The sequence below is a fragment of the Pseudidiomarina piscicola genome (assembly GCF_902806985.1).
GTDB classification, from domain to species: Bacteria; Pseudomonadota; Gammaproteobacteria; order Enterobacterales; family Alteromonadaceae; genus Pseudidiomarina; species Pseudidiomarina piscicola.
This window is the reverse complement of record NZ_CADCXY010000008.1, coordinates 15,559-27,847: the sequence shown is the minus strand read 5'-3', so window position 1 is coordinate 27,847 and position 12,289 is coordinate 15,559. Positions and strand designations below refer to the sequence as shown.

Annotated in this window: 11 protein-coding genes; 7 read left to right on the top strand and 4 right to left on the bottom strand. The window is 47.9% G+C overall.

Going from position 1 to position 12,289, the window contains the following annotated elements; all coding sequences use genetic code 11:
* Positions 1–49: 49 nt before the first annotated feature.
* Both rdgB and hemW read left to right on the top strand, forming a co-directional pair.
* The gene (rdgB, locus tag PSI9734_RS11345) at positions 50–643 is read left to right on the top strand and encodes an RdgB/HAM1 family non-canonical purine NTP pyrophosphatase (RefSeq protein ID WP_173921242.1); all 594 of its coding nucleotides are present in this window, start codon (positions 50–52) and stop codon (positions 641–643) included.
* Positions 643–1,779 carry a radical SAM family heme chaperone HemW gene (gene hemW, locus PSI9734_RS11340; RefSeq protein ID WP_173921286.1) on the top strand — a complete coding sequence of 379 codons (1,137 nt, stop codon included), beginning with the start codon at positions 643–645 and terminating at the stop codon, positions 1,777–1,779. The genes rdgB and hemW overlap by 1 nt, the downstream gene beginning before the upstream one ends.
* A 6-nt stretch (positions 1,780–1,785) precedes the next feature.
* Here the strand turns inward: hemW and trmB are convergent, their stop codons facing one another.
* Positions 1,786–2,517, bottom strand: coding sequence for a tRNA (guanosine(46)-N7)-methyltransferase TrmB (gene trmB, locus PSI9734_RS11335; RefSeq protein WP_173921241.1), 732 nt, complete (start codon positions 2,515–2,517; stop codon positions 1,786–1,788).
* A gap of 82 nt (positions 2,518–2,599) precedes the next feature.
* Positions 2,600–3,658, bottom strand: coding sequence for an OmpA family protein (locus PSI9734_RS11330; protein WP_173921240.1), 1,059 nt, complete (start codon positions 3,656–3,658; stop codon positions 2,600–2,602).
* Between the two features lie 153 nt (positions 3,659–3,811).
* On the opposite strand from PSI9734_RS11330, the gene mutY reads away from it, so the two are divergent.
* The 4 genes from mutY (at position 3,812) to PSI9734_RS11310 (ending at position 7,721) form a co-directional block, all read left to right on the top strand.
* Positions 3,812–4,834: an A/G-specific adenine glycosylase gene (mutY, locus tag PSI9734_RS11325; RefSeq protein ID WP_173921239.1), complete on the top strand. Its 1,023-nt coding sequence runs from the start codon at positions 3,812–3,814 to the stop codon at positions 4,832–4,834.
* A gap of 64 nt (positions 4,835–4,898) precedes the next feature.
* Complete coding sequence (locus tag PSI9734_RS11320) at positions 4,899–5,171, top strand: oxidative damage protection protein (RefSeq protein ID WP_173921238.1); 273 nt, start codon at positions 4,899–4,901, stop codon at positions 5,169–5,171.
* Between the two features lie 187 nt (positions 5,172–5,358).
* Positions 5,359–6,471 (top strand): glutamate 5-kinase, encoded by a 1,113-nt coding sequence (gene proB / locus PSI9734_RS11315; RefSeq protein WP_173921237.1) that lies wholly within the window; start codon positions 5,359–5,361, stop codon positions 6,469–6,471.
* Complete coding sequence (locus tag PSI9734_RS11310) at positions 6,468–7,721, top strand: glutamate-5-semialdehyde dehydrogenase (protein WP_173921236.1); 1,254 nt, start codon at positions 6,468–6,470, stop codon at positions 7,719–7,721. Before proB ends, PSI9734_RS11310 begins: the two co-directional genes overlap by 4 nt.
* On the opposite strand, the gene waaA is transcribed toward PSI9734_RS11310, so the two are convergent.
* On the bottom strand, positions 7,718–9,778 hold the full coding sequence (waaA, locus tag PSI9734_RS11305) for a lipid IV(A) 3-deoxy-D-manno-octulosonic acid transferase (RefSeq protein ID WP_173921235.1): 2,061 nt from the start codon (positions 9,776–9,778) through the stop codon (positions 7,718–7,720). The genes PSI9734_RS11310 and waaA overlap by 4 nt on opposite strands.
* 4 nt (positions 9,779–9,782) lie before the next feature.
* Positions 9,783–10,523 carry a glycosyltransferase gene (locus tag PSI9734_RS11300; RefSeq protein ID WP_173921234.1) on the bottom strand — a complete coding sequence of 247 codons (741 nt, stop codon included), beginning with the start codon at positions 10,521–10,523 and terminating at the stop codon, positions 9,783–9,785.
* 169 nt (positions 10,524–10,692) lie between these two features.
* On the opposite strand from PSI9734_RS11300, the gene PSI9734_RS11295 reads away from it, so the two are divergent.
* Positions 10,693–12,282 (top strand): cryptochrome/photolyase family protein, encoded by a 1,590-nt coding sequence (locus PSI9734_RS11295; RefSeq protein ID WP_173921233.1) that lies wholly within the window; start codon positions 10,693–10,695, stop codon positions 12,280–12,282.
* Positions 12,283–12,289 lie beyond the last annotated feature (7 nt).

The window sequence follows — 12,289 nt, the reverse complement described above, 5'->3', positions numbered from 1 at the left end:
CTGGATGCCTTATACTATAGCCATTGTGCCGAAATCGAAGTCCTATGTCATGCAAGAAATAGTATTAGCTACTGGTAATCAAGGAAAAATTCGTGAGTTAACGGCGCTATTGCAGCCATTAAACTGGCAAGTGCGGCCGCAGGGCGAGTGGAACTTTGCAGAAGCCGAAGAAAACGGTCTGAGCTTTGTCGAAAATGCCATTATTAAGGCTCGCCATGCAGCCCAACAAACTGGGCTTCCCGCCCTTGCAGACGATTCGGGCCTAGCCGTTGATGCTCTGGCAGGCGCACCCGGCATTTATTCAGCTAGGTACGCTGGTGCGCAAGCGACTGACGCCAAAAACGTTGCTAAGTTACTCGACGCATTGGCGGACACCCCCGTTGAGTTACGTACCGCTAGCTTTCACTGTGTCCTCGCCTTTATGCGTCATGCAAGTGACCCAACGCCGGTGCTTTGCCACGGTGTGTGGCAAGGTGAAATAGCTAGGCAGCCCAGCGGCAAAGGTGGTTTCGGTTACGACCCGGTGTTTTATATCGCTACTGAAGGCTGTACCGCAGCAGAATTGTCAACTGCTAAGAAGCAAGCGCTTAGTCATCGTGGACAGGCTTTGCAGCAATTCATCAACCACCTACAAGCACAATGATGAAACGACCGCCGCTATCGCTTTATGTGCACATACCTTGGTGTGTACAAAAATGTCCCTACTGTGACTTCAACTCGCACGCTTTAAAAGGCGGGGTTCCCGAGGAAGCCTACATAGGCCGCCTACTGGACGACCTGCGCGCGGATCTCGAGTGGGTCCAAGACCGTCCTTTGCAGAGTATTTTCATTGGCGGCGGCACACCGAGCCTACTCACTCCATCGGCAGTTGAGCGACTCCTTAGTGGAATAGAATCCTATTTAGTACTCGCCGATGACTGTGAGATCACCTTGGAAGCCAACCCAGGGACTTTCGAAAAAGAACGGTTCCAAGGTTTTGTCGATGCTGGAGTGAACCGAATTTCCATCGGTATACAAAGTCTTCACGCCGAGCAGCTCAAACGACTCGGCCGCATCCACGATCCTGATCAGGCGCGCGCGGCAGCTTGCCATGCGAAAGAGCTAGGGCTAACAAGCTATAATCTCGATCTCATGCACGGCCTACCAGAGCAAAGTTTAGCCCAAGCCATGGCCGATCTAGATGAAATTATTGCGCTCGACCCACCACATATTTCTTGGTATCAACTGACTATCGAACCCAATACGTCGTTTGCGAGCCGTCCACCGACTCTGCCCGACGACGATACGCTCTGGCAGATCTATCAACAAGGTCACAACAAGCTGGCCGCCGCGGGCTATCAACATTATGAAGTGAGTGCTTATGCAAAACCCGGGCACCAGAGTCGACACAACCGCAATTATTGGCAGTTTGGCGACTATTTAGGGATCGGTTGTGGGGCACACAGCAAGATTTCATTGATTGAACAAGAGCAAATTCTTCGCTGTGAAAAAATAAAGCATCCGCAGGGCTATTTAAACTTATCTAAACCCTTGCGCTATAGAACATGGTACGTCGACAAAGCCGAGTTGAACTTCGAGTTCTTTATGAACCTTTTACGACTCAATGAGCCAATGCACAAGCGCTTGTATGCTGATCGTACAGGTTTGCCACTAGAGCATGCCGAACGGGCCTTAGCTCCTGCCATCGATAAAGGGTTACTGACAAGTAACGAAGACTTTTGGTCGACGACGCCACTTGGGCGCCGTTTTCTCAATTCTATACTTGATGAAATGGTGTAGCGCGCATTAATCGCAGCGGCTGAACTTCATATCCCAAACGCCGTGACCAAGGCGCTCACCGCGTTTTTCAAACTTGGTTAACGGGCGTTCCTCGGGCCTTGGAATATAGTCATTCGTCGGTGACAAGTTCTTCCACTGCGGCGCAGAACGCATTACCTCAAGCATATGCTCCGCATAATTTTCCCAGTCTGTAGCTAGGTGTAACACCCCGCCTTTTTGCAACTTCAACCGTAACTGTTCAACAAAATCAGGCTGAATTAAACGTCGCTTGTGGTGGCGCTTTTTATGCCAGGGATCAGGAAAGAACACTTGGACACCGGCCAACGCGGAATCAGCAATGCAGTCATTGAGTACTTCGACAGCATCGTGTTCAAACACTCGTAAGTTCGTAACCCTCTGCTCTTCAGCTTCTAGCAGACACGCCCCAACACCGGGCCGATGGACTTCAATTCCAATAAAGTTTTTTTCTGGTGCTGCCGCAGCCATAGCAACTAATGACTGGCCCATGCCAAAACCTATTTCCACGATGGTTTCAGCGCTTCTGCCAAACACCTCATCTAGGTTTAACATACCGTCGGCGTGCGCTAACCCCATGGTCGGCCAACTGCGCGCAAGCGCTGCGGCTTGTCCTTTGGTTAAGCGCCCTTCGCGCTTTACGAAGCTTCTAACTTTGCGGATATAACGGCCTTGTTCTTGCGCGTCACTTAGGTTGTCTTGTGTGGTTGGTTTATTGGTCATGGTGGTTATTTGTTCTCAGTTTAAGACAAAAAAGGCGCAACTAAGCAGAGCTCAGCGCGCCTTTTCTAACAGCAATAAAGACTTAGTTGTCTTCTTTAATCGGAACTTCTTTGGTTACCGACATTTGTGCTTCGATGCGACGGTTCTTCGCACGGTTCTCAGCAGAGTTGTTAGGCACCAATGGGCGGTTTTCACTGAAACCAATGGTACTTACTCGCTCTTGCTCGATACCGAAATCAGAAATCAGGCTTTCACCTACTGATTTAGCACGACGCTCTGATAAGCCTTGGTTATACTCAACGGTACCAACGCTATCAGTGTGACCTTCGATGCGAATATCCAATTGTGGGAACTCTTTCAAGAATTCAGCCGTATCTTGGATTTCGGCTTTTTCGCCCGTAGGAATCACAGCAGAGTCGAACGCAAAGTTGATACGTAGCTCATGCGTCACTGTTTCATTACGGTACATTACACAACCGTATGAATCGACTTTATAGGCCGGCTGTGTGTTCGGACAACGATCATTTGCGTCCATTACACCATCACCATCTGAGTCAACAGGTGCCGCCTCTGGAGCGGGTGTTGGCGCAGGTGCTGGTGCAGCCGACTGTCCGAAGTAATAACGTAAACCTGTCATCACCATGAATTCTGTCAGGTCACCGTCGTTCTGTTGCACAGCACCTTCAACGAATAATTGCCAGTTGCTATTCAACTGTTCGCGATAGCCGGCACCAGCACGCAAGAAGCGATTTGAAACATCACCAAGTTCGGTGTTGTTAATACCTAAGCTACCATAAACATTGTCGGTAAAGTTATACAGAACATCGACACCAAAGACTCGGCCTGTCGCAGAGTCTGCATTATGCAGATCGCCACGCAGGTAATCGTAGTAGACACGATAGCCCCACTCTGGCGTAAACTGGAAGCCAGCTTCTAGGCCAGCAAAAGCGCTATCAAAACCGCCTTTAAAGGTGCGAAGTTGGTTGTTATCTATGGCAACACGGTCAGAGTCTGTACCAAACGAACCAAGACGCGGACCAAGGTACCACTGGCCTTCTTCTGACGTGGATTGCGCATATGCGGTCCCCGTTGCAGAAAGACCGGCTAATACTGCTACTGAAATTGCGGCGATACGATTCACGAGACGCTCCTTTAATTTCTCTATGAATGGACTTCGATTTCCCATTACTATATACGATATAAGTAAATTTTGCTCGTTTTTTAGCAAAATCTTTAAGGTTTACAAAACCTTTACGTAATTCATAACGAGATTAAAACAGATTCTTGGAGTTTCATGCAGTCTATTGATTTTTATATTCAAAAAGCATGTTCGGTGGTCGCTGCTGACGACTTTGCGAAACAGGTGATTCAATGGCAACAAGTCCATGGTCGAAATAATTTACCCTGGCAGACGGAAAATAATCCCTATCATGTTCTCGTTAGTGAGCTAATGTTGCAACAAACGCAGGTGCAAACCGTGATCCCGTACTTTAATCGTTGGTTAGAGCGGTTTCCTGATGTGCAGTCACTCGCGGACGCGCCAGAAGATGATGTTATGCAACTTTGGCAAGGCTTAGGCTATTACCGCCGTGCTCGAAACTTGCATGCTGCGGCAATGACCGTAGTTGAGCACTATCAAGGAAAAATTCCAGAGAACGCGGATCAACTACGCGAAATCCCTGGTGTCGGCCCCTATACCGTAGGAGCAATACGGGCGTTTGCCTTTGATGCCTCAGCGGCAATTGTCGACGGCAACGTGAAACGGCTATTTGCGCGGCTCTTTAGTTTGCCCTTCTTAGTCAATAAAAGCTCATTTGACCGTTACTTTTGGGCCCTTGCCGAACATTACACTCCGCAAAGTAATGGCCGCCGTTTTGCGCAAGGGTTACTCGACTTGGGTGCAACCATCTGCAAGCCAACCCAACCCCAATGTGGCGATTGTCCATTTCGCCTCACTTGCCGTAGCTACCAAGATAATACGGTCACAGACTTCCCTAAACGTGCCGAGAAAAAGGCAACCCCTACTCGCTCCGGCTACTTTGCTTTAGATATTAATGACGCTGGAATACTGTTATTAAAACGTGGCAGCGATAGCGTCTGGCCCAACTTATGGTGTTTACCGGAACTAGAAGCTGCCGCGCAAGGCACTCCGGATGGACATTTTAAACACACTTTCAGTCACTACAAACTGCATGCCACCGTATGGCGCCAAACTCTAGCACCATCACAACACTATCGGCGTGTTGCTCTCACCGATTTAGACAGTGTTGGTTTGCCAGCTCCGATTCGCACTTATTTACAGCAAATTAATACCTGATAAGTTTGTCAGCATTAGCCATAATGCGTACTATTATCTTTATCAAACCAGCGTTGAGGTAATTATGAGTCGCACCGTTTATTGTCAATACTTAAAGAAAGAAGCTGAGGGCTTGGATTTTCAAATGTACCCAGGCGAGCTTGGTCAGGAAATCTTTGAAAATATTTCAAAAGAGGCTTGGGCCGAGTGGCAAAAAAAGCAGACTATGCTGATTAATGAAAACCGTTTAAATTTGATGGACCCAAAGTCTCGCGAGTTCCTCGAACAACAGATGAAAGCGTTTCTTTTCGAAGGCCGTGATGTTGAAATCGAAGGTTACACACCGCCTAGCCAATAAGTTCTTGTTCAGCCCCTAGCCTTAGGGGCTTTTTTTTATCTTAATCTTATTTTTGCCGAAAATTTAGGCGCCATTTCCTAAATTTTACTAAACTATGATCAACATACACACCAGTTATAGTTCGAAGCTAGAGAAACACCCTGTATTCTGTTAGACTACGAACGAATTTTTCAAGTAGGGAGCCACTATGAAAATGCCTTCCTGGCAGCGTGCTGTTGTGAAAGTAGGCAGTGCTTTGATTGCGCCAGACGATACAGGAACGAGCAGTAAATTCTTATTAGCCATTGCCCGTTTTATCATTGAATGTCATGAACGCGGGCAAGAAGTTGTCTTAGTGTCATCGGGCAGCGCTGCTGCCGGACGTAAACACATCACTTTTGACAGCGAGACTATTCCAGTCACCGTGAAAAAAGCAATGGCTGCCGTCGGTCAAACCGACATGATGGCGAATTGGTCACGCTTTTTTGACTTTCCCTGTGCCCAAGTATTAATGACTCACGGTGATCTCCGTGATCGAGCGCGCTACGTCAGTATCCGCAATACATTGCACACATTGTTAGACCACGATGTATTACCTATTGTGAATGAAAATGATGCGCTCGCCACTGACGAAATGAAAGTCGGCGACAACGACAACCTTGCCGCCATGGTTGCGACACTGGTTGATGCGGACGCACTGTTTATTTGCTCAGATATTGATGGTCTGTTCGACGCGGATCCACGCGTCAAACCTGATGCCAAGAAAATTCCTGTGGTCGATACCATCACCGAGGAAATTTTTGCGTTGGCCGGCGGTACCACCAATAAAATCGCAACGGGCGGTATGCGCACGAAGATTGAAGCAGCAGAGAAAGCGACGTCCCATGGCATTGACACTTATATTGTCAATGGTCGTAAAGGCGAAACCTTTGAGCGGCTATTACAAGGCGAAAACCCAGGCACTCTATTTAGTCGTCAACAAGACCCGATGACAAATAAAAAGCATTGGTTACGTCATACGTTAGTTTCGCAGGGCGAAATTGTCGTGGATGCTGAAACGGCGCAAGGTGTTGTCAATGGCCAATCTTTGACCACTATGGGTATTGTTGATATTCAAGGTGATTTCAACCGCGGTGATGCTGTAGTAATTCGCAATGGCGACAATGCCGAGGCCGTGGCCAAAGGCATATGCCAATACAGTTCGCATGAATTGATTCACATTAAAGGCCAAGAGGTCAGTGACATTGCCGAACAGTTTGGTTATAGCCCCATCACTGAAGTGATCGAAAGTAACGACTTAATGATTTTGGAGGATGAATGAGTAACTCCGTAGCACAAGAAATTTCTCAACGCGCTGCTGTCGCAGCGCGTGCAGTCGCAACATTGACTGAAGATGAAAAAAACAAAGTTCTACAAAGCATGGCAAATGCCATTCGTAAGCATCAAGATAAAATTCTTGAAGTGAACGAAAACGATATGAAAGCAGGCCGCGAAAAACAGTTATCTGACTCAATGCTCGACCGTTTGCAACTAAACCCTGAGCGTATCGAAGGCATGGCAACTGCCATCGAAGAAATCATTGAGCTGCAGGACCCGGTTGGTAGCCGCAAACCTTTCAACACCCGCCCAAACGGTATGGTGATTGAAAAAATGCGTATCCCACTTGGTGTTATCTGCATGATTTATGAAGCACGCCCGAACGTAACTGCGGACGCTGGTGCATTGTGTTTCAAATCAGGTAATGCGGTTATTTTGCGCTGCGGCCGTGAAGCCATTGATAGCAGTAAAGCTATCGCTGCGGCCCTTCATGAAGCATTACGTGAGTGTAACTTGCCTGAAGATGTGATCACGGTTGTTCCAACCCCAGATCGCGAGTTAATGCTTGAACTGTTACAGCAAGACGACTCCATCGATTTGGTCATACCGCGTGGCGGCGAAGGCTTAATCCACTTCGTTAGCGATAATAGTAAAATTCCAGTCATTCAACATTACAAAGGTGTGTGCCACCTTTATGTCGATAAAGATGCGGATTTAGATAAAGCCCTCGCACTGCTGTTGAATGGTAAAACGCAACGCACCGGTGTTTGTAACGCCCTCGAAGGGTTATTAGTACATAAAGCGGTAGCAGCCGAGTTCTTACCTCGCGTCGCAGAAGCGTTGCAAGACAAAGGCGTTAAAATCCATAGCGATCAAAAATCGGCAAGCTACTTTAACGAGCCAGACGTTATCGCTGATGATGCCTTCGGTGAAGAATACTTAGCGCTTGAGATCGCAGTTCGCACTGTTGCTGACTTTGATGGTGCCATGGAACACATCCAAAACTTTGGTAGTGGCCATACTGAAGTTATTGCAACAGAAAATGAAGCAACCGCACAGCGCTTTATTCGCAATATCGACTCTGCGGTGACCATGTGGAATGCATCATCACGCTTTAGCGATGGTGGGCAATTAGGCTTAGGCGCAGAAATTGGTATTTCTACCAGCAAACTGCACGCCTATGGACCTATGGGCCTTGAAGCCCTGACCACAGAGAAGTTTGTGGTCACCGGTACCGGTCAAATTCGCGACTAAAGTTTATTTGCTTTATCATAGCCAGCGATAAGTTGAGGCCAGTCGCGTTGTTCCTGCCAATGGAACTCGCGGCTGGCCTCTTTTGCTTTAGTCGTCTCTTTAACGAGACTCCGTAATAGACGCGCTAGGTTATCTTGCTGCCACTCGCCTGTTGGCCGCAATTCACATTTATCAAAGTCGACTAACCAAACCTTACCCAGCTTATCAAGCATCACGTTGTGACAGTTTAAGTCTGAATGGTAAACGCCTTGTTGATGAAACTGACGTATCACCGCACCGATACTGAACCACTCTTCACTTGTCAGTGAACGTTGCCCAAGTAGACGAAACACGTCTTGGGTATGTGGTATGGTTTCGACCAAGATGTCGGCGCGATAGCCCCAAATGCGAGCACGTTCAAAACGCGCAGCCAAAGGCTTAGGCACTGGTAAATCACGCTCACGAAGCTGTAATAATAGCTCAAACTCAGCCATAGCCCGACTGTTCGAAACCACTTCGCGAGCAAAACGATCTTTGTTGACTTTGCCGACCAGTCCACCTCGATAGTAATGTCGAAGTAACATCCCTTGCTCGCCATTATCAATAAACCAAGCGGTGCTGCGCCCTGTTGCTGAACCTTTTATTTTGCCTTTTTGGCGCCAGTATTCGGCGCTAAAAAAGTCATTTTCGAAGGAGTCAAACACCCGCCGGTCATACCAAACTTCAGCCGCTTTATGGGGCGAATAAGTGGCTATATTTTTCATACTGTTCAACTCCATTGCAGATTTCAGTTCGGTGCCGTTTGGGCGTTGTTCATCATTTACCAAAAGCTGATCAATATCAGTCAGCATGGCTGCAGTCGCACCTTGGTCCTGCGCAAATTCTTCGGTTGCAGCCCGTTGCATTTGAAAACACAAATCGTCGTCGGTCAGTAGCTGTTGCCAACACTCAGCCAACTCTTTCGCATCTTCGGCCCAACGCACGGCTTGAACCCGCTCAAGACGTTCGAATATGTCCGCAAAGTTAAACACATGACGGCCGGTAACAATCGGCGTGTTGGTGGCCAGTGGCTCCAACGGATTATGCCCACCACGCGTTATCAAACTACCACCGATAAAGGCTACATCGGCTACAGCATACCAAAGTAACAATTCACCCATGCTATCGCCAAGCCATACCTGCTGCTTGGGCTGCGGTAATTGTCCTGAACTTCGTCGCACTAAAGCAAACCCCGTAGCTTCAACTTTGCTGGCAACTTCAGCAAAACGTTCCGGGTGACGAGGCACCAGTATCAGTAAGGCGTCGGGCTGACTGTGTAGTAGCTTTTGGTAGGCAGCAAGCACAATTTCATCTTCACCATTGTGCGTACTCGCAGCCACGACAATAGGCCGCTGTAATTGATGTTTAAGTGTCGCGGCCTCAGCTAATAGCTCGGCAGGCGCTTGGCTATCAAACTTAAGATTGCCCCTTACTCCAATACGTTCAGTGCCGACGCCCAGACCTCGAAAGCGCTCGTAGCTACTTTCGTTTTGCGCGCCCACCCAGGTTAATTGCTGCCATATCGGACCCAGTAGCCAACCGTACTTGTGGTAGGTGCGTTCGGATTTTTCGGACATTCGAGCGTTCAGTAATATGACGGGCACGTCGCGTCGCGTGGCTTGCTGTAAAAGGCTCGGCCAAAGTTCGGTTTCTAAGATAACCACCGCACGGGGGGCCAGTTTATTAAAAAAACGCTGCATCGCTGCTGGTGTGTCGAGTGGCAAATACAGATGGTGAACCCGTTCACCAAAGAGTGACCGCGCGAGTTCAGATGCGGTAGGTGTCATTGACGATAGCGTCACTGGCAAACTCGGGTACTGCTGCAGTAACCGCTCGATCAGTTGTCGAGCCGCCACGGTTTCACCTACCGACACGCAGTGGATGAGTAACCCGTGACGTGCTTGAATCGGAATCGCTTGTAACGCTAACCTTTCACGCCAACGGCGTCGATAAGCAGGTGCTTTTGCGCCTCGTAGCCATAAATAGACAAAGGCTAACGGTACGCATGTGCGTATCAGCAGACGATAAAGCCAAGTCATTCAACTAGCGCCAGTATTCTTTGATCCAGGTCGTTGGTAGCACTTTGCGATACCACTTACCACTGCGCCCAGCGACAGCATCATCAGGATGCGGACGGCCATGGAAAATGATCACTTTCGCACCTTCTGGAATCCGCGGTTGCTGGAAGAAGCTTAATGGAAATGGACGTAAACAATGGCGCTTAAAGCTACGACACCATTCAGCTGGCCAATAGCTCAGCTTACCCTGTCGATCGACGAATTGGGTGATAAATTCCTGCTCATTGCGTACTTCCTTGCGTGAGCCGATAGGATCGTTTTTAAGGTGCTCAAGCGCATCAACGTGTGCTCCTATGGTGAAGCGGAATACTGACGTATTACCCGTCGCATCCGATTTGTCCCACTCTTTGATCACCAGGAAGTCACCTTCGGGCTCGAAGAATTCATCCAAACTACCCACAATGACAATGTCTAAATCTAGGAATAAGGTGGGCCCTTCAAGATCATACAGCGGCTTTGCGAAGCATGTCAGTTTCAACCAGCCGTGACCAAAAGTCCAAGGCTTGCGCTGATCAAAGTCCTCAAAGCCTACCTCTGGAATCGGCTTCACTTCGACTTCTTCTCGAATGCCATCGTTATCATCGGTCAAACAGACAAATCGAAACGGTCGAGATAAGTTACGACTCACCATCGAATAAAGTGTATTAACATAATCCGAGCCATATTTTTGGCCCCACTTGATACAAATAACATTAACTGGCTGCATTATTATTCCTGCCTGTAAGACTCACCGATGAATCTGCGCATGATGCCAAATTCTGCCGTGTGTGGCTATGTTTAAGGGGTAAAATTGCGATCTTTTCCACAACTTACGCCGTAGTTGACTGCTAGTGTAGTACAGAATCTCCTAAACATAAGAAACGGTAGCACCACCAATGAATGAACTGCATTCCGACTGCCTCACCAGCATTGCCGATCTATCTACAGAACAATTCGCTGAAGTCGCTTTGGTTCTTGGCGACCAATTGAATAGCAAGCATAGCTGGTTTGCAGAGGTTCGGCAGCACCGGTTATTTGTGATGTTTGAAATGCGTCAAGAAACCGATTATTGCCGCCACCATATTCAAAAAGTTGTCGGTTTCTTTGCTGCCATGAGAGCCTTTGCCAGTGCTTTGGCGGATAAAGGACACAAGGTTCTCTACCTTGCTTTAGATAACAAACAAAATCAGCAAAAGTTGCTTGATAACCTTGATGCCGTGATTAAACACACCCAGTGTAACCAGGTTTTACTACAACAACCTGATGAATACCGGCTCGATCATATGCTTAGCCAATGGTCTGCAACGTCCAAGGCTACCATCGACTGGTATGACAGCGAGCACTTCCTTACTGAACGGGATAGCTTAACTCGCTGGTTTGGCGATAAAGACAGCTACCTAATGGAGTATTTCTACCGGCGGGTGCGCAAGCAAACGGGTTATCTAATGAACGGTGACCAGCCAGTCGGTGAGCAGTGGAACTTCGACAAACAGAATAGAAAGTCGCTGGGTACCAAAGATCCATTACCCGAACCCTTACTATTTGCCCATGATGTGACCCCTTTGGTCAAACTTATAGAGCAACAGGGCATAGGTACCATGGGCAACATCGAGCCCCAACGTTTTATTTGGCCCCTTCACCGCGGCGAAGCACTGGAACTGCTTGATTACTTTGTCAGTCACTTGCTATGCCACTTTGGCGACTATCAAGATGCGATGCACACCGACTCGTGGACGCTATTCCATGCACGCTTGTCGTTTGCACTAAACACTAAGCTGATAGCTCCCAAAGAGGTTGTTGAAGCAGCGATTGATGCGTGGCAAAACGACCCAGAGCGCATTTCTCTGAATCAAATTGAGGGGTTTGTCAGGCAAATTATTGGTTGGCGTGAGTTCATTCGCGCCATTTACTGGCACTTTATGCCCGCCTACAGTAGCACTAACTTTTTTGACCTGCACCAGCCACTGCCATCGTTTTATTGGAATGGCGAAACCAAAATGAACTGTCTGCAGCATAGTATTCAACAGTCGCTTGATCATGCTTATGCCCATCACATTCAGAGGCTCATGGTGACCGGTAATTTTGCGTTGCTAACGGGCACCCATCCAGACGCCGTAGATAGTTGGTATTTAGGCATTTATATTGATGCTATCGAATGGGTTGAATTACCCAATACACGCTCAATGAGTCAATTTGCCGATGCTGGGAAGCTGGCGAGCAAACCTTATGTCTCCAGTGGTAGCTACATCAACAAGATGTCAAATTACTGCCACAACTGTCACTACGACGTAAAACGCAAGTTCGGTGCTAACGCGTGCCCATTTAATTTGTTGTATTGGAATTTTATTGACCAGCATTTTGAAAAGCTTAAAAGTAACCAACGAATGTCGCTTATTTTGAGCCAATGGCAGCAGCGTAAACCTGACGATAAGGCAGCAATTATCGACCAAGCCCAAGCCTTTCTAGAAAGTTTACCGAGGTCGTAACAGCATA